This is a genomic window from Leifsonia sp. GW821-FHT13C09 (assembly GCF_058806435.1).
Genome location: NZ_JBXAPS010000005.1, coordinates 111,821 through 136,618, shown reverse-complemented (window position 1 = coordinate 136,618; position 24,798 = coordinate 111,821). Strand labels below are relative to the sequence as shown.

The window sequence follows — 24,798 nt, the reverse complement described above, 5'->3', positions numbered from 1 at the left end:
ACCAGAGGAGGACACGTGAGCGACGAGGCCACGATCACCGCCACCGAGCCCCACGCCGCCGCCGGGCTGCCCTACGCCGCGGAGGAGCTGCGCACCGAGCGCCTGCTGCTCCGCCCGCTCAACAGCGGCGACCTGGAGAACGGGCACGAGTTCGAGCGCCTGAAGGACGTCGCCCGCTACCTCTACTGGGAGGTGCACGACCACGACGAGTCGGCCGAGCACCTGCGCAAGCGCATCGCGATGAACCGGCTCGCCGCCGACGGCGACGGCATCGTGTACGCGGTCGAGCTGCCGGACCCGGAAGGCGGCCACAGCCGGGTGATCGGCCACGTGAGCCTCTTCCTGAAGAAGGCGGAGTGGGCGAAGTTCGAGATGGGCTGGGTCTTCCACCCGGCGGTCCACGGCCGCGGCTACGCGACCGAGGCCACGACGCGCCTCCTCGAGCTCTGCTTCGACACCCTCGGCGGCCACCGCGTCTTCGCCCAGCTCGACGCCCGCAACGAGGCGTCGGCGCGCCTGTGCGGCATCCTCGGGATGAAACAGGAGGCGCTGCTGCGCGGGAGCGAGATCTACAAGGGCGAGTGGTCGGACACCGCGGTGTTCGCGATCCTGGAGGACGACTTCCGCGCGAGCCGGTGAGGTCGGGTGCCTGGTCTGAAATCATAGATGTGTGCATCTATGTTACGTCGATGATTCAGGCGACCCGTCGCGCGGGAAGCTGCTGACCGCGCTGCTGATCCGGGATGTCGATTGGTCCCAAGTGCTCCATGCGTGGCTGACCGGGCGCGAAGAGCTGTATCGACTCTTCGGCATTCACAAGCGCAAGGAGCTCCATGCGAACAAGCTGTTCAAGGGCCGTGGACAATTCTGCGAAAACCCGGAGCAGGAGGCAGCGTTCACTGGCAGCTCCCGTGCCACGGCCGCTCGTATCGCGCTGAGCCATCTGAGCAAGCGGAGTTCGTTCGAACTCGTCACCATCGGCGCCGCAGAGCGATCACCGCATGTGATGTACGCCAGATTCATCGCGTGGCTGGAGGACTGGGCGGCTCTCCATGACACACGGGTAATGATCTTCTATGACGGACAGCACGGCCTTGATGAGACGGGAACGCTCGACGCGAGGGAGCGACACGAGCTCTGGGAGCGCGCACTGCGCGCGTCGGGTCCCTATCGCGAAGTCCATCGGTCTCTGGAACTATCCACACGCCGAATCGTGGAGGACGTCGTCATGCAGGACAGCCGCTACAGCCAGCTCATTCAGGCTGCGGACCTGATCGCCTATGGCGCGTACCACAAGCACCGTCAAACGTATCCAGACATCTGGGGCGGCGCGTTTCAACCGTCGCACGCTGCGATCGCGGCGTACATGCAGACCTCGGCCCATTGGCCGGCCGACAGCGACGAGGGAGTCCACTGGCTCAGCCCAACGCAAGAACCCCCGGCGTAAGCCAGGGGTCCGCGGATCGCAATACCCCGCGAGCAGTCCTCAAGCCTGCATGGAGTTTTGCGTTCGCAAGTCTACTACAAGGTAGAGTCAGCCGCCTTGGCGAGCCAAACGCCATCGGCGCATCCTCAGTAGGATGGACGGGTCCCCCACCACCCCGGCACCGAACAGGGAGCACCCATGGCCGCACCGTCGAGACTGGATTCCGTCATCACGCTGGCGCAGCACCGCGGATTCGTCTTCCCCTCCGGGGAGATCTACGGCGGCACCCGCTCGGCGTGGGACTACGGTCCTCTCGGCGTCGAGCTCAAGGAGAACATCAAGCGCGAGTGGTGGAACGCCTTCGTGCGCGGCCGCGGCGACATGGTCGGCCTCGACTCGGCGATCATCCTGCCGACCGCCGTGTGGGAGGCCTCCGGTCACGTGCAGGTCTTCAGCGACCCGTTGACCGAGTCCCTCATCACCCACAAGCGCTACCGCGCCGACCACCTCTTCGAGGCGTACGAGGCCGAGCACGGCCACCCGCCGGCGAACGGCCTCGCCGACATCGCCGACCCCGACCACCCGGACAAGGTCGGCCAGTGGACGCCGATCCGGCAGTTCTCGGGCCTCATGAAGACCTTCCTCGGCGTCGTGGACGACGAGTCCGGCCTCCACTACATGCGCCCGGAGACGGCGCAGGGCATCTTCACCGACTTCGCGCACGTGCTGCAGGCCGCGCGCAAGAAGCCGCCGTTCGGCATCGGCCAGATCGGCAAGGCGTTCCGCAACGAGATCACGCCGGGCAACTTCATCTTCCGCACCCGCGAGTTCGAGCAGATGGAGATCGAGTTCTTCGTCGAGCCCGGCACCGACGACGAGTGGTTCCAGACCTGGATCGACCTCTGCTGGGACTGGTTCGTCGACCTGGGCATCAACCCCGCGAACATCCGCCGCCTGGAGCACGAGAAGGACAAGCTCGCGCACTACTCCAAGCGCACCATCGACATCGAGTACAAGTTCGACTTCGTCGGCAGCGAGTGGGGCGAGCTGATGGGCGTGGCCAACCGCACCGACTTCGACCTGCGGACCCACATCGAGCACTCCGGCAAGGACCTCAGCTACTTCGATCAGAACAAGAACGAGCGCTACGTCCCGTTCGTGATCGAGCCGTCCTTCGGTCTCACCCGCGCGCTGATGGCGTTCCTGGTCGACGCCTACGACGAGGAGGAGGTGCCGAACGCCAAGGGCGGCACCGACAAGCGCACTGTGCTTCACCTCGACCCGCGTCTCGCGCCGGTGAAGGTCGCCGTCCTCCCGCTGTCCCGCAACGAGGCGCTGTCTCCGCTGGCCCGCGGTCTCGCCGACAAGCTCCGCAAGCGCCGCAATGTCGACTTCGACGACTCGGGCGCGATCGGCCGCCGCTACCGCCGCCAGGACGAGATCGGCACGCCGCTGGCGGTCACGGTCGACTTCGACTCGCTCGAGGACGACGCCGTGACCGTGCGCGACCGCGACACGATGAAGCAGGAGCGCATCCCGCTCGAAGGCCTCGACCGCTACCTCGCGGAGCGGCTGCGGGAGATCTGATCCTCCGCACGCGCCCGTTCGACCACCGGACAGCAGATTCTGCCTCCGGGAACGGGTGCCGACGGCTAGGGTGGGGGCCACCGCGAGGAAGACATCATGAGCACGGCTCCCACTGACACCGCACCGGCGCCGGCGGCCTCTCCCTCCCCGGGACGCCCGCCGGCGTGGGCGATGCTGCGCGCCTACGTGCAGATCGCACCCGCGAGCGTGACGCTCGCGGTGGTCCTGCTCGCGACCTCGATCGCCACCGGCACGCTGTGGAGCGCCGCGAGCGTCGGCGGCGGATCCCTGGTCTGGGCGGCGGGGGTGCCGACGACCATCCGGGCCGGGTACTGGTGGACACCGCTCACGGCGCTCTTCGTGCCGGAGGACCCGATCCAGGTCGTGATCTCGGTCCTGCTGGCGCTGACGCTGCTCGCGGCGTCCGAGCGGCTGCTGGGCACCGTGCGCCTGATCATCGCGTTCCTGGTCACCGGGGTGCTGGGCATCACGCTCGGTGTGCTCGGCCAGTGGGCCGCCGCGAACGTGGGAGAGATCCTGGCGCACGCCACCGAATTCGACTTCACCCTCGATCCGACCGTCGGGATCGTCGGGGCGCTGGTCACGGCGAGCGCCTTCGCGACGACGCTGTGGCGACGGCGGATCCGGCTGCTCACCTTCGCCACAGTCATCATGTTCGTGCTCTACAACGGCGACCAGAACAACGTCTACCGGCTGTTCGCGGCACTGCTCGGCCTCGCGCTCGGCGTCATCCTGCGCCGCGGACGCCTCCACAAGATGCGCCGCAGCTCGCACGCCGAGACGCGCAACCTGGTCGCTGCGATCGTCGCGATCACCGCGATCGGCCCGCTCGCCGCACTCCTGCCGCCCGGCGGTCTCGGCCCGTTCTCGTTCATCTCGGCGCTGTTCCAGCACCGGGAGGTCGCCGCGGCGACGGTGCTGGCGGCGTGCAAGGCCGCCGACACGAGCAACTGCCGCGACGAGCTCGCGGCAGTTGCGGTCCAGGGCGTCGGCCCGCTGCTGCTCAGCCTGCTGCCGCTCGTCCTGCTCATCGTGACGGCGATCGGCCTCCGTCGGGGCCGCCACTTCGCGTGGTTGCTCGGGATCATCGTGAACGCCGGGATGATCCTCCTCCCGTTCACGGCGCTCCCCGGCGGCGAGATCACCATCAACGTGGACAGCATCGATCTTCTGGCGCCCGCGATCGAGGTGCTGCTGTGGCTGGCGGCGACGCTGCTGGTCCCGTTGGCGTCGATCGCACTGCTGGTGGCGACGCGGCGGCAGTTCCAGATCCGCGCTCCCCGGGATGCCGTCGTGCGCTTCACCATCCTGGCGGTCGTCGCGTTCGCGCTGCTCGCGGTCCTGTACCTGATCGCGGGCCTCGGGACGCTGTCGTCCTTCGTGCCGGAGGCCTCCATCGGCGACGTGTTCGCCTCCACGCTGCGGCGGTTCGTGCCGGCGGGTTTCGAGTCGGTGCTCGGCCCGGTGATCGTGCCGACGTCGCCGTTCACGCTGCTGCTCTACCAGTGGGTGGGCCCGGTGTTCTGGACGATCTTCGTCATCGGCACGATGCGGCTGTACCGGGCGACCTCCACAGGCCGGACGGTCGGCGACGAGCTGCACTTCCGCGAGCTTCTGCACGAGGTCGGCGGCGGGACGCTGGGCTTCATGGGAACCTGGCCGGAGAACGTCTACTGGTTCTCGGAGGACGGCGAGGCCGCCGTCGCGTACCGGGTGATCAACGGCGTGGCCATCACCCTCTCCGATCCGGTGTGCCGGCCGGAGCGTGCCGAGCAGACCATCATCGATTTCATCGGTTTCTGCGACGCGAACAGCTGGACTCCCGCCTTCTACAGCATCCACGGCACGTTCCTCCCGGTGTTCGAGTCGCTCGGCTGGCAGAGCGTGTCGGTCGGCCAGGAGACGCTGATGCACCCGCAGACCTTCGACCTGCAGGGCAAGCCGTGGCAGAAGGTCCGGCAGGCGCACAACCGCGGAGTGAAGGAGCGCATCTCCACGCTGTGGACGACCTGGGCCGAGCTGCCGCCGATCCAGCAGAACCAGATCGTCGCGCTGAGCGAGCAGTGGGTCTCCGAGAAGGAGCTGCCGGAGATGGGCTTCACGCTCGGCGGAATCGACGAGTTGAAGGATCCGGAGGTGCGGCTCTACCTCGCCTACAACCCGCAGGGCGACCTCCAGGCGGTCACGAGCTGGCTGCCGAGCTGGCGGGACGGCCGGATCGTCGGCTACACGATCGACTTCATGCGCCGGGCCGACAAGAGCATCCCGGGCATCATGGAGTTCGTCATCGCGTCGGCGGCGCAGCGGATGCGCGGCGAGGGCGTGGAGGTGCTGAGCCTGTCCGGGGCGCCGCTGGCGACGAAGCCGGCGGGTGCCCTCGACGCCGAGTCGGAAGACGAGGGTCCGGCGGTGATGGACCGGCTGCTCGCGTTCCTGGCCCGGACGCTGGAGCCGGCATACGGGTTCGCGTCGCTGTTCGCGTTCAAGAGCAAGTTCAACCCGACGTACGAGACACTGTGGCTCGCCTACCCGGACGCGGTGTCCCTCCCGGCGATCGGGAACGCGATCGGGCGGGCATACCTGCCGGACGTGAACGCGCGGGAGTATGTGGCGCTGGCGCGGACGCTATTGGGGTGAGGGGCGGCTGGGGCGGTCTGCTGACGGCAGACCCGCCTTCCCGCTGCGTCGAGTCGCCGGGGCGTACCGTTGCGCCATGACGGTCGGGACACGCACCGCGATGATCATCGGCGGCACAGGGCAGATCGGCTCGGCCGCCGCCCGGCGCCTCGCCGCCGACGGCTGGTCGGTGCTGGTCGCCCACCGCGGACGACACTCCGGAGACGCAGCCCTGAACGACCCGAACGTCTCGACCGCACGCCTCGACCGCGACGACACGGCTGCGCTGCTGGCGCTCGCCCGCGGCCGCGACCTGGTGCTCGACACGGTCGCGTACGAGCCGAAGCACGCCGACCAGCTCGCTGCACTCGCGGGGGACGTCGGCTCGCTCGTGGTGATCTCCACCGCCTCCGTCTACACCGGGAGGGAGGGCGGCTACCTGGACATCGTGACCGGCCCGGAGGACTTCCCGGACTTTCCGCTCCCGCTGCGCGAGACCGACCCCACCGTCGACAACGACGAGCGGACCTACTCGCCGCTCAAGGCGGCGATGGAGCGCCACCTCCTGGCGGTTGAGGACTTGCCGGTGAGTATCCTCCGTCCTGGCGCGATCCACGGACCGTTCAGCCCGGCGCTGCGGGAGTGGTACTTCGTCAAGCGGGCGCTGGACGGCCGTCGGCGAGTCCTGCTCTCCGACGGCGGCGCCAACCGGTTCAGCACGTCCGCCACCGTGAACCTCGCCGAGCTGGTCGCGCTCTGCGCCGCGCACCCGGGACGCCGCGTGCTCAACGCGGTGGATCAGGACGATCTGAGCGTCGCGGAGATCGCCCGTGCCGTCTACGCGGCGCTCGACCAGGAGGTGGAGGTCGTGACCTTCCCCGGGCCGCCCGTGGACGACGTCGGCGGCACGCCCTGGAGCGTCACGCACCCGCTGCTGCTCAGCATGGCGGCGGCCACGCTGCAGCTCGGGTATCGCCAGCCGGTCCCGTACCGGGAGGCGGTGGCGGACGCGGTGGACTGGGCCGTGCGGGAGGTGCGCGCGGCCGAGCGCCGCGGAGCGGGGTGGGAGCAGGTGTTCCCGACGCTCGCCGAGCGGGCGCGCGGAGATCGATGGTTCGATTACGAAGCGGAGGATGCCCTGTTCGCGCGGCTGTGACGCGCTAGAACACGTACTCCAGCAGATCCAGCCCGACCGTCCGCATCCCGTCGATCACCGCCAGGCGCGCCGGCAGCGACGTGTCGTCGAAGTAGGTCGACACCGCGTAGGTGACCCCCGCGCGCGGCCCGCGCAGCACCCCGACCTCGCTGCGGACCCCCGCGTCCGTGCCGGTCTTGTTGACCAGGAGGATGCCGTGCTCGGGGTGGCGGTGGGAGTGCGGGTCGAGGCCGAACGCACTCGACACCAGGGAGAAGTCGCTGTTCAGGGACAGCCAGGAGATCACCTGGCGGCTGGTCGCGGCATCCACGACCTCCCCGCGGGCCAGTGCCGAGAACAGCCAGGTGAGCTCGTTGGCGCTGCCCACCGAGAGCTGCGGGGCGTCGTCCGGGCCGCGGTGGTCGCGCACCAGGTCCAGGAGCGCCGTCCGGGTGAGGCCGAGCGACTCGGTGCGGGCGCTCACGGCCTCCAGCCCGACGCGGCGCAGGAGGACGTTGGTCGCGAGGTTGTCGCTGGTCGCACCCACGAGCGCGGCCAGGTCGGCGACCGGCAGGGCCGGGACCTGCAGGTGCTGCCAGATGCCGGACTCCCCCGCGATGTCGGTCGGCGTGCGATCGAGCTGGGCCAGCGGGCTGAGCTGGCGCGACTGCAGACGCGCCGCGACCTCCACCAGCAGCAGGACCTTGCCGATGCTCGCCGTCGGCATCACCACGTGGTCGTCCACCGAGAAGAGCACCTCGCCGGTGGTGAGGTCCGTCGCGCGCGCCGACACCTGCACGCCCTGCACCGCCAGTCGGCCGAGCGCGTCGAAGCCGCGGCTGAAGACCTCGGGGGCGGCGGGCGCCGACCCACGGTGCCGCCCTCGGCGCGCGGTCGCGTGCCTGCGGCGGTGGTGGGTATCCGGGGTCTGGATCGTCACGTCGCGCTGGGTCTTTCTTCCGAGTCGGGAGCGTCGGGCGGTGCGCGGTCCCCCCGGGCCGCGTCGCAGCGAGGGTGGGTTCCCTCGACACGATAGGGACGATGTTACCTCTCCGGAGGGGCGGCCGGGCGAGCCTTTTGCGCTGTCCGCAGGACCTCACCAGATGGTCACGCGCTCCTCGGGGGCCAGCCACAGCTTGTCGCCGTCGGTGACCCCGAAGGTGTCGTAGAAGGCGTCGATGTTGCGGACGATCTGGTTGCAGCGGAACTCGTTCGGCGAGTGCGGGTCGATCGCCAGCAGGCGGATGACCTCCTCGTCGCGGCCCTTCTGCTGCCAAGCCTGCGCCCAGCTGAGGAAGAAGCGCTCAGCGCCGCTGAGGCCGTCGACCACAGGCGGCTCCTCGCCGCCGAGGGAGAGCAGGTACGCCTTCCAGGCGATGCCGAGACCGCCGAGGTCGCCGATGTTCTCGCCGATCGTCAGAGCACCGTTGACGTGGTGGTCGGGCACCTGGGCCGGCGCGAGTGCGTCGTACTGGGCGATCAGGCTGCCGGTGCGCTTCTCGAACGCGGCGCGGTCTTCGGCGGTCCACCAGTCGTCGAGCTTGCCGTCGCCGTCGAATTTGGAGCCCTGGTCGTCGAAGCCGTGGCCGATCTCGTGGCCGATCACGGCGCCGATCGCGCCGTAGTTGGCGGCGGCGTCGCGGCCTTCGTCGAAGAACGGGTACTGCAGGATCGCCGCGGGGAAGACGATCTCGTTGAAGCCCGGGTTGTAGTAGGCGTTGATCGTCTGCGGGGTCATGAACCACTCGTCGCGGTCGATCGGCTTGCCGATCTTGTTCAGCTCGCGGTTGAACTCGAAGAGGGCCGCGGCGCGCACGTTGCCGACCAGGTCGGTCGGGTCGATGGTGAGCGCCGAGTAGTCACGCCACTTCACCGGGTAGCCGATCTTGGGGGTGAACTTGCCGAGCTTGTCCAGCGCGCGCCGACGGGTGTCCTCGCCCATCCACTCGAGCTTCTGGATGCTCTGCCGGTACGCCTCGATCAGGTTGGCGACCAGCTCGTCCATCGCCTGCTTGGCCGCGGGCGGGAAGTGCCGCTCGACGTAGATTCGGCCGACGGCCTCCCCCATCACGCCCTCCACGAGCGAGACGCCGCGCTTCCAGCGGGCGCGCATCTCCGGAGTGCCGGTGAGGGTACGGCCGTAGAAGTCGAAGTTGGCGTCCACGAAGTCGCCGGTCAGATACGGGGCGGAGTCGTGGATGATCTGCCAGGCCAGCCAGTCCTTCCAGGACTGCAGCTTCTCCTCCACCAGGAGGCCCGCGACGCCGGAGGTGAACGACGGCTGGCGCAGAACGATCTCGGAGAGCGCACCCTGCGGCGCCCCGAGGCCCGCTGCCCAGCTGTCGAGGCCGGTGGCGGCGTGCGCGTGGCCGGCCTCGCCGCCCGCGAACAGCGCCGACGCGTCGTCCCACGAGAACAGGTTGTAGGTCTTCTCGGAGTCGCGGGAGGTCACGTTGTCCCAGTGCTGCGCGGCGATCTCCACCTCGAGGTCGTAGACCCGCTGGGCGCGCTCGGGGGCGTCCTGGAAGCCGGCCAGCTCGAACATCCGCTGGATGTGCGCGGCGAAGGCCTCCCGGATCGGCGCGAACCGCTCCTCCCGGAAGTAGGACTCGTCCGGCAGCGAGATTCCGGCCTGCTCGGCGAACACGAGATAGCGGCTCGGGTCGCCCGGGTCGTTGTCGACGAAGAGCTGATAGATGCCGCTGACGCCGTGCCGCTCCAGCTCGCCGAGGGTCTTCAGGAACTCGGGGATGCTGGACACGTCACTCGCGATGGCGAGCTGCGCCTGGATCGGCTGCACGCCGAGCGCCTCGACGCGGTCCTCGTCGAGGAAGCTCGTATAGAGGTCGCCGAACTTGCGCTCCTCGGTGCCCTCCGGAGCCGACTGCGCGGCCTCCACGATCTCGCGGACGGCGGCCTCCGACTTCTCGGCGAGCTCCATGAAGGAGCCCCAGCGGGCCTTGTCGGACGGGATCTCGGTGCGGGCGATCCAGGTGCCGTTCACGTGCCGGAACAGGTCGTCCTGCGGTCGGATCGTTGGGTCGAGTTCGTCGGTGGCGATGCCGGAGGAGAGCGTCATGCGCCCCAGCCTACGGCGCGGGTGGCGCGCCTGTCAGGTGCGCGCGCCGCGGGAGCCACGCGGCCGGGCCTGCGTCCGCGAGGCCGGCCGCGCGGGTACGGCACGGCGCGGGCGGAGGCAGGCGTACGAGTTCAGGAAGAGCGCGGCCAGGACGAGCTCGGCGAGGATCGAGACCGTGCCGGAGACGCTGCCGAAGCCGGCCAGCGAGAAGCCGATGTTCACCACGGCGAGGACGGCGTAGCCGAGGCCGAACACCCCGGACAGGAGCGGCCGGTTCGTCATCCGCCACCACGGGCGCGCGGCCCTCACAGACTCCCCCGGACCGCGGAACATCCTCGTGACGAGGTACCAGCCGGCGACCTGCAACACGGTCAGCACGATGGAGGCCGGCTCCGAGTGCAGCGCGTCGAACAGCAGCGCGAGCGCCACGTTGACTGCGAGCAGCACCGCGACCACCAGCGCCTTCCGCGCCGGAGTGGTGAAACGCATGTCGATCCCCTTGGTGAGTCCGATCATTAGCATTTCAGATGTTCACGAGCGGCCGGCGAGGCACGCCGGTCGCAGGATGGATCTCACGTGTCGCGGGATGCCCGGATCTGCTCCCACTCGTTCAGCATGTCCGGGAGTCTGTCCTGCATGAACCGGTAGAAGCCGGCCATGTCGCGCAGCCGCTCGGTCGCCGGGTCGTCCGGGTCGTCGACGGCGGCGAGGCCGGCGTCCGCCTGATCGGCGAGCACGCCGTAGATCGGGCTGTTGCGGACCATCAGCGCGTACCAGTCCGCCGGCATCTGGTAGAGGTCGCGGCGGCTGCCGTTCTGCGAGAGCCGCCGGACGATCCCGAGGGTCTGGAGGTAGCGGACCGCACCGGAGATCGCGGCTGGGCTCACGTCCAGCCGCTCGGCGAGCTGCGCTGCCGTGAGCCCTGCCGAGTCGGTGACCGTGAGCGCCATCAGCACCCGGGCGGGCATCTTCGGGAAACCCGCGGCGGTCAGCACCGCCGCGGAGTGCTCCATCACCTCGGTGAGAGCCTCTTCGTCCCTGGCCATGCCGTCCCTACCCGATCGCGAAGTCCCGGCGGCGGATGAGCGCCGCGGCGGCGGCAAGCGCGACCACCGCGATGCCGAACATCCAGTATCCACCGGTCCAATCGACCTTCCCGACCACGACGGGGGCGTCGGCGAACGGGGAGACGTGACGCAGCCAGTCCGGGAGCTTGATCAGGGCGCCGAAGATGCCGATGAAGGCGCCGGCGCCGAGTGCGGCCCAGCCGACAGGGACGGTCCAGCTCGGCAGCACCACGAACACCAGGGTCAGCACGCCCAGGTAGACCAGCGCCACCGGGAACTGCGCGGCCGCGGCGGCGAACGCGTCGTTGAAGCTGGACGCTTTCTCCCCCGCCGCGGTCGCGGACATCCCGGCGGCGAGCGCTGCCGCCAGCAGCACGAGCACGATCGCGATCAGGCCGACCAGCACGAAGTCGAACAGCCAGCGCACCCGGGAGACCGGGGTCGCCATCATCACCTCGGCCGAGCCTCCGACCTCCTCCTGGCGCAGCCGGATGACCGCCTGCACCGCGCACGCGGCAGCCAGCACGCCGACGATCGACATGATCGCGGAGAGGAAGAGCGCCGTCATCGGGCCCGAGCCGCCTGCACCCAGGTGGGCGACGGCATCCCGGATGTTGCCGAGGCTCGGGTCGTTGGCGATGGACGTGCTGACCACGCTGCCGAGCGCGCCGGCGAGCACGCCGGTGAGGAGGCCTCCGATCGTCCAGCCGAGGACGGTCGGCCACTGGAGGCGCCACGCCAGCCCGAACGGGCCGTTCAGCGTCGGGAGGGCGTCGCGTCGGCCGGCGCGTTCCGGGACGATCCCGGCCCCCGAATCGCGCACCGATTGGAGGCCGAACACCGCCGCGATGAGAATGACCGCGAAGCCGAGCTGGAGGAGCAGCGGCGTCCAGTCGTTGCGCACATACGGCGAGAACTGCTCACCCCAGCCGATCGGGCTGAGCCAGGTGGGCCAGCCGGAGACCATCGTCGTGCCGGAGCCCGTGACCGTGCCGATCGCGTCGCCGATCCCGCGGAGCACCCAGGCCAGCACCACGACGGCGGAGGCGTAGCCGTTCGCGCCGCGCGAGGTGCTCATCACCTGGGCGAGCAGGAGGCCGACGGCGAGGAAGGCCACGCCCGCGCCACCGACCGCCGCGCCCGCCAGGAGCGAGCCGTACGCCGGGAGGCCCGACGCCAGGAAGCCGAGCGCGGTGGCGAGGGCGAGCACGATGTCCGCGAGGACACCGTGGATGACCGTCGCGACCGTCGGGGTGAGCCGCGCCGCGGGGGTGGAGCCGATGAGCTCCGCCCGGCCGGACTCCTCCTCCGCCCGGGAGTGCCGCACGGCGAGGAACGTGTTCATCAGGCCGGCGAGCAGAGCGAGGAACGTGTAGATCTCGAAGAAGGTCACCGCCCCCAGGCCGGTGCCCTGCGGGAGGCCGCGGAGGACGAGGACCGTCGGGTTCGCGATCGCGAGCCGGATCAGCTCCTCGCGGCCGGTCGCCGACCCGTACGTCGATTCGATGCTCGCCGCCGAGAACAGCGCCAGGAACGCGATGGAGAGGATCCAGATGAGGAGCTGCCAGCGGTCGCGGCGCAGACGCTGGCGGAGCAGGACGCCGAGGGTCGCGACGCGTCCGCGCTCGGGGACGGCTGTGCGCCCGGCGCGCGTGGCAGGGCGGTCGGTGGTCGTGGTGCTCATCGCCCCTTCGCCTCCGCCTCCAGCTCGGCGACGCCGGCGAGCTCGTCGCCGTAGTGGCGGAGGAAGAGCTCCTCCAGCGACGGCGGCGCGACGGTCAGGCTCTTCGCGTCCAGGTCGGCGAGCGCCGCGAGGACCGGCGCGAGGCGGTCGCTGTCGGCGGTGAACTTCACGCGGCCGTTGTCGGTGCGCAGATCGTGGGCGTCCGGGATGCGGGCGAGCTGCTCGTCCGTCATCCCGTCGGCCGCGAACGAGATCTCGGTGCGGGTCAGGTGCCGGAGCTCGTCCAGTGTTCCGGACTCGACGGTCCTGCCCTCCCGGATGATGCTGACCCGGTCGCAGAGCAGCTCGACCTCGGACAGGATGTGGCTGGAGAGCAGGACGGTCGCGCCGTCCCGCGCGATCCGGCCGATCTCGGCGTTGAAGGTGGCCTCCATCAGCGGGTCGAGTCCGCTGGTCGGCTCGTCGAGGATGTAGAGGTCGGCCGGGGTCGCGAAGGCGGCGACGAGCGCGACCTTCTGCCGGTTGCCCTTGGAGTAGGCGCGGCCCTTCTTGGTCGGGTCGAGCTGGAAGACGTCGATCAGCCGCTTCTTCCGCTCGGCGTAGGCCGCTTTGTCGGCGGTGCCGCCGCGGAGCCGGGCGAGGAGGTCGATGGCCTCGCCGCCGGACAGGTTCGGCCAGAGGCTGACGTCGCCGGGGACGTAGGCGATGCGGCGGTGGAGGGCGACGGCGTCGCGCCAGGGGTCGCTGCCGAAGACGCGGGCGGCGCCGCCGTTGGAGCGCGCGAGACCGAGGAGGATGCGGATGGTCGTGGACTTTCCGGCGCCGTTCGGCCCCAGGAATCCATGGACTTCACCCTCGGTGACGGTGAGGTCGAGCCCGTCGAGTGCCCGGACGCGGCCGAATCGCTTCTCGAGGCCGGTGGCCTCAATCACTGTGGTCATGGGCGTGAGTCTACGCGTGATTCAGTAATTTGTGAAAACTATTAACGGAATCTTTACGTTTGAAGGGTTAGGTGTGGGGCGTGGTCCGGCATCGGGCCGGGCCGGCCGGGTCGTGCGTCAGGTCGGGATGCACTGCAGGTCGTCGATGCCGGCGTACTCGTGCGTGGAGGCGGTGTCGGGGACGGTGTACGTGTACGGGACCCCGGCCTTCAGCGACACGGTGTCGGTGTGCTGATCGATCGTGTCGCCGTCGACCGTGTCCGCGAACCCGACGATCACCTCGGCGCCGGGGCAGTCGCGCGAGGAGGTGAGCAGGAAGGTCCAACCCTGCTCCGGCTGGATCGTCACGCCGTCGATGACAGAGCTCTGGTCGGCGGCCGAGGGGTCCCCGCTCGACGGCGGTGCGGACGGAGCAGCGGCGGAGCCGTGCTGGGCCGCGGTGCTCGCGGCGCCGTGCTGGGCGTTGCCGACGAGGGCGATCACGGCGACGAGCAGGACGACGAGAAGCAGGGCGGTGCTGCCGAGGGCGATGCCGATGATGGCGCCGTTGGAGAGCGGCTTCCGGGGCCGGGAGGGTGTGGGGTAGGCGGACTGGTAGGGATAGCCGGGGTAGGGGCTTTGCTGGGGGTAGGAGGCGGCGCCCGGGTAGGAGGCCGCGCCCGGGTAGGAGGCCGCGCCCGGGTAGGAAGCGGCGCCCGGGTAGGAAGCGTTGCCCGGGAAAGGCGCACTGCCAGGGAATGGTGCGCTGCCGGGAGTGTGGGCGCCGCCCGGGAAAGGAGCGCTGCCCGGGACGGGGCCGATGCCGGGGGCAGTGCCGGCGGCGTTCGCCTGCGTCGGCTGGGCGGAGCGCGGTGGATACGTCGTCGGCTGCTGGTGCGCCTGACGCGCGGCGCCCGGCTGCGGCGGGTATCCCGGCTGCTGCCCCGGCACGCCCTGCGGCGCGGCGGCCGCCGGCGGTGCACCCGCACCAGGAAGCGCTCCCAGCCCGATCGGCGTCGTCCCGGCCTGCGGGTTCTCCCACTCCCTCGCCGCAGCGGCGCTCTGCGGCGGCAGCCAGCGGACCCCGGCGAGCAGGGCGTCCCTGGCGCGCGCGAGCGCGTCGACCGCGGCGACGTCGCTATCCGGGACGGTCGCCACGCTGGCGGCGTACGCCTCCGTGATCTGCGCTTCGGTCGCGTTCTCGGGGAGCCCGAGCAGACCGGCCGCCTCGGCGGGCGTCACGGGCGCACCGTGGCGACGCCCGACCGGCCGGAGAAGCTGCACTCTGGCTGCTGCATGCGTTGATCGTAGCGGCCGGTCGCCGCGCGAGACAGCGTCGGCGTGACGGCAGCGCAGCGGTCAGCAGCCGGCGCCGGTCGCCGCGAGACAGCGTCACCGCGAAGGCTGCGCAGCGGTCAGCAGCCGGCCAGGATGCCCGTGAGTGCCGCCCCCTCCGCCGCCGTCACCCACAGTCCGTACTTGGCCTTCACCGCCACCTGCCTTGCGGCGTATTCGCAGCGGAACCCGCGGTTCGGCGGAAGCCAGGTCGCGGCGTCGCCCGCGCCTTTCGCCTGGTTCGTCGCCCCGTCCACCGCCAGCAGCTCCAGCGGGTCGTTCGCCAGCCGGACCCGCGCCTCCTGGCTCAGGGCCTGGGCACCGGTCTGCCAGGCGTCGAGGAGCGCGACGACGTGGTCGATCTGGACGAGCGCCGACGTCTGCACCCCGCGGGTGAAGGCGATGCTCCGACCGGTGTACGGGTCGCTCAGGGTGCCGGTGAGTACGGCGCAGTCCGCGCGCCGGGTGACCGCGGCGAGATCGCGGGCGAGGATGTCGTCCCGGGTGTCGCAGCCGTTCCGGTCGACGTCGAGCCACGCCTGGCCGAACCGGGCGACGCGGTCGTATCCGGTCGCGGGAGCGCGGCCCTTCACCGGGAGCTGCGCGAGCGCGGCGCGTGCGCCGGCCGCGTCGAGCAGGCCGTCCGCCGAGCGGGCGCCAGACGGGGACGCAAGGCCAGGCGACGCGAGGGCAGGCGACGCACCAGCCGTCGCCCCCGGCGGGTACGCGAGCGTGGACGTCCCGCTGGCGGCCCCGCCCGTGATCGGCGCGACCGATCCGCCTCCGCTGTTCAGCGCGGCGTAGCCTCCCGCGCCGGCGAGGGCGATCAGCAGCGCGAGAGCGGCGACGGGCCACGGCGCCGGACGACGGCGCCGTGCGGACGGTCTGCTCACAGGAAGGAGTCGTCCGCGAGGCCGCGGTGGAGTCCACGCCGCGATATGTGCACTCCCGGGCGCTGCGCGGTCGCGATCTCGCCGAGCTCCCGCATCACCCTCCCGAAATACGGCGCGGCCGTCGCGTTGCGGTACGCGCCCGGGTTGAGGTCGGCCTCGTTGCGCAGCCGGATCTCGGCGCGGGCCGCCTCGATCGGAGCGATGACCTTGGCTCCGCTGCGGTAACGGATCAGCCGGTGCACCCACTGATCCAGGGCCTCCGGAAGCCCCGCAGGGACCCGGTCGTGCTCGGCGGCGAGGGAGGTGCGCTGGACTCCCGCGGCGTCGGGCGCAGTGGCGTAGCGTTCGCGCGCGGGGCCGTCCGTCGAGCGTCGCTCGGAACGGAGCACCGCCAGGAGGTCGTCGCTGCGGTTGGCCTGCTGCGCGAGCACACCGAGCGCGTCGATGACCGAGCGGTACTCGTCCTCGTACCCCGAGTACTCGGCCGGGTGCGCGGAGCGGTCGTGGACGAGGTCGGTGCGCGCGGACGCCGCCTGACCCTTGGTGAGCACTGTGCGCCCATTGCGGACCCGCTCGAGACGCCAGGACCAGGTGGACAGCAGTTCCGGCATCAGGTGGCTCACCCCTCCACTGTAGGAACAGCCACCGACACCGGACCGACCGACACGACGTCGCCGGGACGCGCCGCGGCGACCGGGCCGTCGAAGCGCGCGGAGGCTCGCGAGACCGCGTCGGCGGAGTCCAGGCCGAGGGCGAGATGCGTGAGCAGGAGACGACCGGCCAGCGCGTCCGCAGCCAGGGCGCCGGCGTCCTCCGGGGTCAGATGGCTGCCGTCCGGCCGGCTGGCGCCGGCCTCGGCGAGCAGCACGTCGCACCCGTGGGCGAAGACCGGCAGCCCGACGGACGGAGCCGCGTCCCCGGTGAAGACGAGGGACTCGCCCGCGGCCTCCGCCCGCAGAGCCCAGGCGGGGACGTCGTGCTCGACGGCCTCCCAGGAGAGGTCGAGGCCGCGCACCCGCCCGCTCGCGCGGTCGGCGAGCGACTCGAACGCGAAGACGCGGTCGAGCTCGGGGGCGGCGCGCTCCCCGAGGAAGCCGAGCAGCCGGGACCGGAGGTCGGGCGGCCCGAGCACGGGGAGCGGCGGACGGTCCGGCAGGTCGCCGAACGCGAGCGCGTAGTAGAGCGGAAGCAGGTCGGCCGTGTGATCGGCGTGGACGTGCGAGATCCAGACCGCGTCGAGGTCGGCGGGCGAGCGGTGACGCTGCAGCTCGGCGAGGCTCCCCGGGCCGGCGTCGACCCAGACGGAAGCCCTGTCGTGCTCGAGCAGGTAGCCGGAGCAGGCGGCCGCCGGAGTGGGGTAGTGGGATGCGGTGCCGAGGACCGTGAGGCGCATTCGGCGATGGTAGCGGGGATGTCACTGCCAGGCGATACCGTTGTCCCGCCGTGAACGTCCTCCCCCGCCGCCCGCTCGACCGCGAGATCCTGCGTCTCGCCGTCCCCGCGCTCGGCGCGCTGGTCGCCGAGCCGCTCTTCCTGCTCGCGGACTCGGCGATGGTCGGGCACCTCGGCGTGGCGCCGCTCGCCGGACTCGGGATCGCGAGCGCCGTGCTGCAGACCATCGTCGGACTGATGGTGTTCCTCGCCTACTCGACGACGCCCGCCGTCGCCCGGCGGCTCGGCGCGGGCGACGAACGCGGCGCGGTGGCCGCCGGCGTGGACGGGAGCTGGCTGGCCCTCGTGCTCGGGATCGTGCTCGCGGCGGCCGGCTGGGCGGCCTCCCCTCTGCTGGTGGGGTTGTTCGGGGCGTCCGCTGAGGTCGCCGCCGAGGCGGAGACGTACCTCGCGATCTCCATGCTCGGGCTCCCTGCCATGCTGCTCGTGTTCGCGATGACCGGGCTGCTGCGCGGCCTCCAGGACACGCGCACTCCGTTGGCGGTCGCCGTCGCGGGGTTCGGCGCGAACATCGTGCTCAACTTCTGCTTCATCTACCTGGCCGGTCTCGGGATCGCCGGCTCCGCGCTCGGGACCGTGGTGGCGCAGTGGGCGATGGTGGCGGTGTACGTGGTCATCGTCGTCCGCCACGCGCGACGGGTCGGGTCCCCGTTGCTGCCGCACCATTCCGGGCTCGGCAGGACCGCGCGCGCGGGTGGCTGGCTGTTCCTTCGCACGGCGAGTCTCCGTGCGGCGATGCTGCTGGTGGTGTTCTGCGCGACGCGGCTGGGACCGGACGAGCTCGCGGCGTTCCAGGTGACGATGACGGTGTTCGCGACGCTCGCCTTCGCTCTGGACGCGCTCGCGATCGCGGCGCAGGCGCTGGTCGGCAAGGGCCTCGGGGCCGGAGAGCTCGACGATGTCCGGCAGGTCCTGCGCCGGTGCGTGCAGTGGGGACTCGGCGCCGGGGTCGTCCTGGGTGCGGCGACCGTCGCGCTCAGTCCGATCGCTGCAGGGCTGTTCACGAGCAGCCCGTCGGTGGCGGCTCTACTACCGGCCGCGCTCGCCATCATCGGGGTGAGCGCGCCGCTGGGCGGGTACGTGTTCGTGCTCGACGGGGTGCTGATCGGGGCCGGGGACGCACGGTATCTGGCGCTCACGGGGGTGCTGAACGTCGCCGTGTTCGTGCCCCTCGCACTCGCGGTCGTCGCGTGGGGGCCGCGCGATGTCGGCGGGCTCGCGGCGCTGACGGCAGCGTTCGCGTTCGGGTACCTGGGCGCGCGGGCCGTCACGCTCGGCCTCCGGGCGCGCGGCCGCGCCTGGATGCGTCCGGGCGCCGAGCGCTAGCGACCGCGCGTCCCGCGCCGACATTCGTGCCGAATCGCGGCAACCGCGGCGCCTAACGCGACATTCGGCACGAATGTCGTGACGCGTCTCAGGCCAGCCACTCCCGGGCCGCCGCCACGAGCGCCCGGACGCCCACGTCGATCGTCGGCTGCGGCACCGGCGCGAAGAACGGCGAGTGGTTGGACGGGATGTCGGTGTCCACGGTCCCCGCCGCGATCGCGGCCCGCACCGTCTCCGGGTCACCGCCGCCGAGCAGCCAGTAGACGAGCGGGACGCCCGCCGCGGTCGCCAGGTTACCGACGTCCTCGCTGCCGGACAGCGCGCCCGGCTCGAGCACGGCCTCCCGGCCGAATTCGGACGCGAACGCCGCGTTCACGCGCGCCGTGGCCTCCGGGTCGTTCACCGTGACGGGGTAGCGCTCACCCCACTCCGTGAGCGGCTCGTGCGGGGAGCCGCTGGCCTGCAGCTCGGCGCGGAGGATGCGGTCGACGCCCTCCAGCACGCGCGAGCGGACCGTCTCGTCGAAGCTGCGGACGCTGATCCCGAGCGTCGCCGACGGCGCGATGATGTTGTTCTTGGTTCCGGCGTGGAGCGTGCCGACGGTGACGACCGCGGGGTCCTGCGGGGCGATCTCCCGCGACACGACGGTCTGCAGGCGCATGACCGCGGAGGCAGCCATGACCACCGGGTCGATGGTCGTCTCCGGACGCGAGCCGTGGCCGCCACGACCCCGCAACGTCACCTCGAAGGCGTCGACCGCGGCCATCGCGGCTCCCGGATGCGCGCCCACCATGCCGGCGGGGAACGGGGTGACGTGCTGGCCGAGCACGATGTCCGGCGCGGGAACCTTCGTGTAGAGGCCGTCCTGGACCATCACGTCCGCGCCGCCGCCGTGCTCCTCGGCCGGCTGGAACACGGCGACGAGCGTCCCCGACCAGCCGTCGGTGGACGCGGCGAGACGCTCGACGGCGCCGAGCAGGCAGGTGATGTGGATGTCGTGACCGCACGCATGCATGACCGGGACGGGGTTGCCGTCGTCGCCGGGCGCGGTCTGGGTCGACGCCCACGGGAGGCCGGTCTCCTCGTGGACGGGGAGGGCGTCCATGTCCGCACGCAGCAGCACCGTCGGGCCGTCGCCGTTGCGGAGCACGCCGGCGACGCCGGTGCGGCCGATGCCGGTGTGCACCTCGAGGCCGAGAGCGGTCAGCTGGTCGGCGACGACGCCGGAGGTGCGGTGCTCCTGGAACGAGAGCTCGGGGTGGGCGTGGAGGTCGCGGTAGAGGGCTTCGAGGTCCATGCGGTCCACCCTATGCGGGCGCGGGGAGGTCGTCGGCAACGGAGGAGATGGGATGTCGGGGAGGGCGGGAGTCCTCCGTTGGCGTCTGACCTCGCGGGCGACGCGGGCGTCGGGAACGGAGGACATGCGCTCCGACACACCGCGGAAGCGCAGGGAACGGAGGAGATGCGGCCACCGGGAGGGGGGAAGTCCTCCGGAGGCGATGGGGGCGACCTACGAGCGCGGCTCCGCGGTCGTGTTGCCGCGGTGGAATTCGCTCGTGAACGACGCCGTCTCCGGCGACCGGCCCTCCAGCATCTCCACGATGGCCCGGCCGGCGGCGCGGCCCTTCTCCACCGCGGGCTGCACCAGCGTCGTCAGGTCGTAGGGCCACAGCCCGTCCACCCGCACACCGTCGAACCCGACCACGCTGACGTCGCCGGGCACCTCCAGCCCGAGCTCCTCCGCCGCGCGGATCACGCCGGCGGCGAGCAGGTCGCTCTGCGCGATGATCGCGGTCGGGCGGTGGTCTGCGTCGGACAGCAGGGCGGCGCCGGCGATGCGGCCCTCCTCCACGAACGAGCCGCGGGTCGTCCAGCCGCCCGCGCGGGGGAACACGTCCCGGACGCCGGCCAGTCGCTCGGTGGCGGTGGTGGAACTGCTGCCGCGCACGATCGCGGGCGTCAGCGGCCCGCGGGCGCGATCGCGCGGGAGCGGCAGAGCGACGACCGCGACGTCCCGGTGACCGAGGTCGTGGAGGTGCTGGGCGGCGAGGCGGCTGGCCTCCCGGTTGTCCTGGCCGATCGTGGGGACGTCGTCGGCAGGGTCACCCTCGATGGCGACGAGGGGGATGCCGCGCTGACGCAGCATCCCCACCGACTCGTCGAGGCGCGGGCTGCAGCCGACCAGCACCACCGCGTCCATCGGCGCGTCCTCGATGCGCTGGGCGGTCTCCCCCGCGTCGGTGAGGATGAGGAGGCCGGCGTCGACGGCGGCGATCTCGTCGGAGATGCCGTCCAGCAGGGCGATCTTGATCGGGTCGCGGAACGCGTCGCCGACCCGCTCCTCCATCACGACGCCGACGATCCCGGACCGGCCGCGACGCAGCGAGCGGGCACGCGGGTCGGGCCCGGCGTACTTGAGCTGCTTCGCGGCGTCGAGGACGCGCTCGCGCGTGGCATCCGAGACGGGGCCGGTGCCGGAGAACGCGAGGGAGGCGGTGGAGTTGGAGACACCGGCCAGGCGGGCGACGGCGGCCAGCGTCGGCCGGGCGCCCGCCAGGGGTGTGCTGCTGTCGTTCACGTGTGGTAGCTTAGTCGAATCGTTTCGATCGAAACGATTCGAGTGGCGAAATCCACTCCCCACCAGAACCCGCCGGCCCTCGCGGCCCCCGCTCTCCCCAGGACAGCCGATGTCACAGCCGACCCCGACGACGACCCGCACCCGCCGCGAACTGCGCGCCTGGCGCAACGCCGTCTTCGTGATCTTCATCCTCAGCGGGCTCGCGATGGCGACGTGGGTGGCCCGCATCCCCGGCGTCCGCGACGACCTCGGTCTCGGCCGCGACCCGTCTGCGGTCGGCCTGCTCATCCTCGGGATGTCGGTCGGCGCGATCGTCGGACTCTCGGTGTCCTCCCTCGTGCTCGTGCGCTTCGGCCCGCACAAGGGCATGGTCGGCGCTCTCGTGATCGTGGCGGTCGGCACCCTCCTGATCGGCTTCGGCTCCACCGTGTTCCACGAGGTCCCGATGGTGGCGATCGGCCTCATCCTGCTCGGCTTCGGCAACGGGATGGTCGACGTGATGATGAACGTCGAGGGCACGGCGGTCGAGCGCGAGATCGGCAAGACCCTGATGCCGCTCATGCACGCCTTCTTCAGCCTGGGCACGGTGCTCGGAGCGGGGATGGGCGCAGCCGCCGCTGCCCTCCGGATCGGCGTCGTGTGGCACCTCTCCTTCGTCGCCGTGGTGCTGGTCGTGGTGGCGCTGGTCGCGATCCGCTTCATCCCGCGCGAGGCGGACCTCGGCGACGAGACGGCCGAGACGCCGCACGTCCCGTTCGGTCAGCGCCTGCGCGCGTCGTTGGCGGTGTGGGCGGACTGGCGGCTCATCCTGATCGGCGTGGTCATGCTCGGCATGGCGTTCGGCGAGGGCTCGGCGAACGACTGGATCGCCCTGGCGACGGTCGACGGGCACGGCCAGTCGAACTCCACCGGCGCGCTCGTGTTCGGCTTCTTCGTCGCCGCGATGACCCTCGGCCGCGTGCTCGGCGGACCGATCGTGGACCGCGTCGGCCGTGTCGCGGCGATCCGCGTGACGGCCGCGATGGGCGTGGCGGGCCTCCTGCTGTTCATCCTCGGCGGCCCGCTCTGGGTGGCTGTGATCGGCACGGTGCTGTGGGGCTTCGGCGTCTCGCTGGGCTTCCCGCTCGGGATGTCTGCGGCGTCGGAGGGAACGGACAGCCCGGCCGCGCGCGTGTCGGCGGTGGCGATCATCGGGTACTGCGCGTTCCTGGTCGGGCCGCCGCTGATCGGGTTCCTGGGCAAGGAGTTCGGGCTGCTGAATGCGCTTTTCCTGGTGCTGGTGCTGCTGGTCGCATCGTTCCTGGCGGCGCCGGCGGTACGGCCGGCGGCGGAGCGGCGGTCACGCCGCCTCGCACCCGCGGCCGAGTAGCGGGGGCGGCTGGAGCGCCCGAACCGGTCGGGCCGTCCACACCAACCGGACGGCTCAGACGAACACGAGGCACACCGGCGTCGGCACCGCCGACACCCCGAGCAGCCGCAGCGCTCGCGTGCCCGCGTCGAATGCGAACACGCTCACCTCGTCGCTGTCCTGGCACGCCGCCAGCACCCGGTCGCCCTCCGGCACGATCACCAGATCCCGCGGTGCCCGGCCGCCCGCAGGCACGACCGTCACGAGCTCCGGTTCGGACGTGTCCGAGTCGAACGCGAACACCGCGATCGTGTCGTCGCCCCGGTTCGTGACCAGGACGGTGCGCCCGTCCGCGGTCACGCGCACAGCCGCGGTCAGATTCGGCCCTTCCGCGGACTGTCCACGCGTCCCCGCAGAGGCCACCCGCACGAACCGGTCACCCTCCCGGCGGAGCACGTCCAGCGTGCTGTCGAGTTCGTTCACCAGGAGAAGGTGCCGCCCGTCCGGGTGGAACGCGAGGTGTCGCGGGCCGGAAGCGCCGGCGACGACCGTCGCCTCCGGGCGCAGCGTCAGCGAGCCCGCCTCCGACAGCGCGTACCACCGCACCTCGCCCAGGCCGAGGTCGACCACCACGACGTCCCCGGTCACCGGATCGACCGAGAGCTGGTGGACGTGCGGAGCCTCCTGGCGCGCCGGGTCGGGGCCGTGTCCCTCGTGCTGGACGAACGCGGTCCGCTCTCCGAGCGCGCCGTCCGCGTCGAGCGCGACGACCGACACCGTGCCGCCGCCGTACGTCCCGGTCAGCAGGAACCGCCCGGACGGATGCAGCGCGAGGTGCGCGGGCGAGTCCCCTCCGCTCGACACCCGGCCGAGCGGACGCAACGAGCCGTCGGCGAGACGCGCGAAGGCCGAGACGCCGCCGTCCGGACCGGTCTCCTCCACCGCGTAGACCCGCGAGCCGTCGGCTGACACCGCCACCCACGACGGGTTCGGCACCTCCGCCGCCACCGCAGGCTCCACGACGGCCGTGCCGTCGAAGCGCGCCGAGAGCACTCCGTCGGCGTGACCGTCGACGTGCGGGAGGCGCTGGGTGTACGTGCCGATGAGGAGGTCGTGGGCCATCCCCTCATCCTGCCAGCACCGCCCACGCGGCAGCACGGCCGGCACCGTACACTTGACCGGTGCGCCTCGTGATAGCCAACTGTTCCGTCGACTACGCCGGCCGCCTGAGCGCCCACCTCCCGCTGGCCAAGCGTCTGCTGATGCTGAAGGCCGACGGCAGCCTCCTCGTCCACTCCGACGGCGGCTCCTACAAGCCGCTCAACTGGATGAGTCCGCCCTGCACGCTCACGGTCGACGAGCCGGACGAGTTGCAGCGGGAGGCCGGGATCACCGAGGTCTGGCGCGTCACGCAGGCCAAGACCGCCGACATGCTCATCGTCTCCATCCACGAGGTGCTGCACGACTCCGCGCACGACCTCGGCATCGACCCCGGGCTGCAGAAGGACGGTGTGGAGGCGCACCTCCAGAAGCTGCTGGCCGAGCAGATCCACCTCCTCGGCGACGGCCACGTGCTGGTCCGCCGCGAGTACATGACCGCGATCGGCCCGGTCGACATCCTCGCCCGCGACGAGCGCGGCGGCTCGGTCGCGGTCGAGCTGAAGCGCCGCGGCGACATCGACGGCGTCGAGCAGCTCACCCGTTATCTGGAGCTGATGAACCGCGACCCGCTGCTGGCTCCGGTGTCCGGGGTGTTCGCGGCCCAGGAGATCAAGCCCCAGGCCCGCACACTGGCGGAGGACCGCGGCATCCGCTGCCTGGTGCTCGACTACGACGCCATGCGCGGGCTCGACGACAGCGACAGCAGGCTATTCTGATGGCCGCCCCGGGACGCTTCCCGCAGACGTACGAGAACGGCCCCGTCCGCAAGGCCCTCGCCGCCATCGCCGCCGAGCCGAGCTTGCAGAACCTGGAGGCCCTGCTCGCCGCCGCGACCAAGGGCGGACTGGTGGTCGACGTCACCGGGTCGGAGCCCGGCGAGGTGCGGCTGCGCACCATCCAGTCGACCGCGGGCGAGCCGGTGCTGCCGCTGTTCACCTCGATGAAGGCCCTGCGGAACGCCGTGGGCGCGGCGGGCGGCAAGGGCATGCGCGTGCAGGCCGTGATCGTCCCGGCCGCCGAAGCGCTCGGCTACATCGCCACCGCCGACTTCGTGGCGGTCCAGTTCGACCCGGGGGCGGCGCACACGATGGTCGTCGCCCGTTCGCACATCGAGTCAGCTCTCAGCGAGCACTGACGGCGCATTCGATCACCTCACATATCATGGGACGG

The 24,798-nt window shown here is 71.5% G+C and carries 22 protein-coding genes; 9 read left to right on the top strand and 13 right to left on the bottom strand.

Annotation, left to right across the window (positions count from 1 at the left end; all coding sequences use genetic code 11):
* The first annotated feature begins 15 nt into the window (after positions 1-15).
* From AC1ROW_RS16450 to AC1ROW_RS16430, 5 genes are all read left to right on the top strand, one after another.
* The gene (locus AC1ROW_RS16450) at positions 16-639 is read left to right on the top strand and encodes a GNAT family N-acetyltransferase (protein WP_493019971.1); all 624 of its coding nucleotides are present in this window, start codon (positions 16-18) and stop codon (positions 637-639) included.
* Positions 640-670: 31 nt separating this feature from the next.
* Positions 671-1,447, top strand: a complete 777-nt coding sequence (locus AC1ROW_RS16445; protein ID WP_493019970.1) for a DUF3800 domain-containing protein — start codon at positions 671-673, stop codon at positions 1,445-1,447.
* Positions 1,448-1,624: 177 nt separating this feature from the next.
* Positions 1,625-3,013 (top strand): glycine--tRNA ligase, encoded by a 1,389-nt coding sequence (locus AC1ROW_RS16440; protein WP_493019969.1) that lies wholly within the window; start codon positions 1,625-1,627, stop codon positions 3,011-3,013.
* Between the two features lie 96 nt (positions 3,014-3,109).
* A complete protein-coding gene (locus tag AC1ROW_RS16435; RefSeq protein WP_493019968.1) occupies positions 3,110-5,671 on the top strand; it encodes a bifunctional lysylphosphatidylglycerol flippase/synthetase MprF in 2,562 nt (853 codons plus the stop codon).
* Positions 5,672-5,747: 76 nt separating this feature from the next.
* Positions 5,748-6,806 (top strand): NAD-dependent epimerase/dehydratase family protein, encoded by a 1,059-nt coding sequence (locus tag AC1ROW_RS16430; RefSeq protein ID WP_493019967.1) that lies wholly within the window; start codon positions 5,748-5,750, stop codon positions 6,804-6,806.
* 4 nt (positions 6,807-6,810) lie between these two features.
* On the opposite strand, the gene AC1ROW_RS16425 is transcribed toward AC1ROW_RS16430, so the two are convergent.
* The 10 genes from AC1ROW_RS16425 to AC1ROW_RS16380 form a co-directional block, all read right to left on the bottom strand.
* Positions 6,811-7,725: a serine hydrolase gene (locus AC1ROW_RS16425; protein WP_493019966.1), complete on the bottom strand. Its 915-nt coding sequence runs from the start codon at positions 7,723-7,725 to the stop codon at positions 6,811-6,813.
* 156 nt (positions 7,726-7,881) lie between these two features.
* A complete protein-coding gene (locus AC1ROW_RS16420; protein ID WP_493019965.1) occupies positions 7,882-9,864 on the bottom strand; it encodes a M13 family metallopeptidase in 1,983 nt (660 codons plus the stop codon).
* A gap of 33 nt (positions 9,865-9,897) precedes the next feature.
* Positions 9,898-10,353, bottom strand: a complete 456-nt coding sequence (locus tag AC1ROW_RS16415; protein ID WP_493019964.1) for a hypothetical protein — start codon at positions 10,351-10,353, stop codon at positions 9,898-9,900.
* An 83-nt stretch (positions 10,354-10,436) separates the two neighbouring features.
* Entirely contained in the window at positions 10,437-10,910 is a 474-nt protein-coding gene (locus AC1ROW_RS16410) for a GbsR/MarR family transcriptional regulator (protein WP_493019963.1), read from the bottom strand.
* A gap of 7 nt (positions 10,911-10,917) precedes the next feature.
* Positions 10,918-12,615, bottom strand: coding sequence for an ABC transporter permease (locus tag AC1ROW_RS16405; protein ID WP_493019962.1), 1,698 nt, complete (start codon positions 12,613-12,615; stop codon positions 10,918-10,920).
* A complete protein-coding gene (locus tag AC1ROW_RS16400; protein ID WP_493019961.1) occupies positions 12,612-13,556 on the bottom strand; it encodes an ABC transporter ATP-binding protein in 945 nt (314 codons plus the stop codon). The genes AC1ROW_RS16405 and AC1ROW_RS16400 overlap by 4 nt, the downstream gene beginning before the upstream one ends.
* A gap of 117 nt (positions 13,557-13,673) precedes the next feature.
* Positions 13,674-14,777: a hypothetical protein gene (locus AC1ROW_RS16395; protein ID WP_493019960.1), complete on the bottom strand. Its 1,104-nt coding sequence runs from the start codon at positions 14,775-14,777 to the stop codon at positions 13,674-13,676.
* A 173-nt stretch (positions 14,778-14,950) separates the two neighbouring features.
* Positions 14,951-15,763 carry an HNH endonuclease family protein gene (locus tag AC1ROW_RS16390; RefSeq protein WP_493019959.1) on the bottom strand — a complete coding sequence of 271 codons (813 nt, stop codon included), beginning with the start codon at positions 15,761-15,763 and terminating at the stop codon, positions 14,951-14,953.
* Positions 15,760-16,386: a hypothetical protein gene (locus AC1ROW_RS16385; protein ID WP_493019958.1), complete on the bottom strand. Its 627-nt coding sequence runs from the start codon at positions 16,384-16,386 to the stop codon at positions 15,760-15,762. Before AC1ROW_RS16385 ends, AC1ROW_RS16390 begins: the two co-directional genes overlap by 4 nt.
* A complete protein-coding gene (locus tag AC1ROW_RS16380) occupies positions 16,383-17,156 on the bottom strand; it encodes an MBL fold metallo-hydrolase (RefSeq protein ID WP_493019957.1) in 774 nt (257 codons plus the stop codon). The genes AC1ROW_RS16385 and AC1ROW_RS16380 overlap by 4 nt, the downstream gene beginning before the upstream one ends.
* 50 nt (positions 17,157-17,206) lie before the next feature.
* On the opposite strand from AC1ROW_RS16380, the gene AC1ROW_RS16375 reads away from it, so the two are divergent.
* Positions 17,207-18,541, top strand: coding sequence for an MATE family efflux transporter (locus tag AC1ROW_RS16375; RefSeq protein WP_493019956.1), 1,335 nt, complete (start codon positions 17,207-17,209; stop codon positions 18,539-18,541).
* Between the two features lie 88 nt (positions 18,542-18,629).
* On the opposite strand, the gene AC1ROW_RS16370 is transcribed toward AC1ROW_RS16375, so the two are convergent.
* Positions 18,630-19,838, bottom strand: a complete 1,209-nt coding sequence (locus AC1ROW_RS16370) for an amidohydrolase (RefSeq protein ID WP_493019955.1) — start codon at positions 19,836-19,838, stop codon at positions 18,630-18,632.
* A 213-nt stretch (positions 19,839-20,051) separates the two neighbouring features.
* Complete coding sequence (locus tag AC1ROW_RS16365) at positions 20,052-21,119, bottom strand: LacI family DNA-binding transcriptional regulator (protein ID WP_493019954.1); 1,068 nt, start codon at positions 21,117-21,119, stop codon at positions 20,052-20,054.
* Between the two features lie 109 nt (positions 21,120-21,228).
* Here AC1ROW_RS16365 and AC1ROW_RS16360 point away from each other — a divergent pair, with 109 nt between their 5' ends.
* Positions 21,229-22,488, top strand: coding sequence for an MFS transporter (locus tag AC1ROW_RS16360; protein WP_493019953.1), 1,260 nt, complete (start codon positions 21,229-21,231; stop codon positions 22,486-22,488).
* Between the two features lie 54 nt (positions 22,489-22,542).
* Here the strand turns inward: AC1ROW_RS16360 and AC1ROW_RS16355 are convergent, their stop codons facing one another.
* Positions 22,543-23,589, bottom strand: a complete 1,047-nt coding sequence (locus AC1ROW_RS16355; protein ID WP_493019952.1) for a lactonase family protein — start codon at positions 23,587-23,589, stop codon at positions 22,543-22,545.
* A gap of 59 nt (positions 23,590-23,648) precedes the next feature.
* On the opposite strand from AC1ROW_RS16355, the gene nucS reads away from it, so the two are divergent.
* Both nucS and AC1ROW_RS16345 read left to right on the top strand, forming a co-directional pair.
* A complete protein-coding gene (gene nucS / locus AC1ROW_RS16350; protein ID WP_493019951.1) occupies positions 23,649-24,344 on the top strand; it encodes an endonuclease NucS in 696 nt (231 codons plus the stop codon).
* The gene (locus tag AC1ROW_RS16345; RefSeq protein ID WP_493019950.1) at positions 24,344-24,763 is read left to right on the top strand and encodes an SseB family protein; all 420 of its coding nucleotides are present in this window, start codon (positions 24,344-24,346) and stop codon (positions 24,761-24,763) included. The genes nucS and AC1ROW_RS16345 overlap by 1 nt, the downstream gene beginning before the upstream one ends.
* Positions 24,764-24,798: the final 35 nt, after the last annotated feature.

Bases quoted from the DNA above. Each gene is read 5' to 3' on its own strand.
- AC1ROW_RS16405 (WP_493019962.1), bottom strand. From the start codon at position 12,615: ATGAGCACCACGACCACCGACCGCCCTGCCACGCGCGCCGGGCGCACA.
- AC1ROW_RS16415 (WP_493019964.1), bottom strand. From the start codon at position 10,353: ATGCGTTTCACCACTCCGGCGCGGAAGGCGCTGGTGGTCGCGGTGCTG.
- AC1ROW_RS16345 (WP_493019950.1), top strand. From the start codon at position 24,344: ATGGCCGCCCCGGGACGCTTCCCGCAGACGTACGAGAACGGCCCCGTC.
- AC1ROW_RS16360 (WP_493019953.1), top strand. From the start codon at position 21,229: ATGTCACAGCCGACCCCGACGACGACCCGCACCCGCCGCGAACTGCGC.
- AC1ROW_RS16370 (WP_493019955.1), bottom strand. From the start codon at position 19,838: ATGGACCTCGAAGCCCTCTACCGCGACCTCCACGCCCACCCCGAGCTC.
- AC1ROW_RS16400 (WP_493019961.1), bottom strand. From the start codon at position 13,556: ATGACCACAGTGATTGAGGCCACCGGCCTCGAGAAGCGATTCGGCCGC.
- AC1ROW_RS16435 (WP_493019968.1), top strand. From the start codon at position 3,110: ATGAGCACGGCTCCCACTGACACCGCACCGGCGCCGGCGGCCTCTCCC.
- AC1ROW_RS16430 (WP_493019967.1), top strand. From the start codon at position 5,748: ATGACGGTCGGGACACGCACCGCGATGATCATCGGCGGCACAGGGCAG.
- AC1ROW_RS16380 (WP_493019957.1), bottom strand. From the start codon at position 17,156: ATGCGCCTCACGGTCCTCGGCACCGCATCCCACTACCCCACTCCGGCG.
- AC1ROW_RS16440 (WP_493019969.1), top strand. From the start codon at position 1,625: ATGGCCGCACCGTCGAGACTGGATTCCGTCATCACGCTGGCGCAGCAC.
- AC1ROW_RS16410 (WP_493019963.1), bottom strand. From the start codon at position 10,910: ATGGCCAGGGACGAAGAGGCTCTCACCGAGGTGATGGAGCACTCCGCG.
- AC1ROW_RS16355 (WP_493019952.1), bottom strand. From the start codon at position 23,589: ATGGCCCACGACCTCCTCATCGGCACGTACACCCAGCGCCTCCCGCAC.
- AC1ROW_RS16420 (WP_493019965.1), bottom strand. From the start codon at position 9,864: ATGACGCTCTCCTCCGGCATCGCCACCGACGAACTCGACCCAACGATC.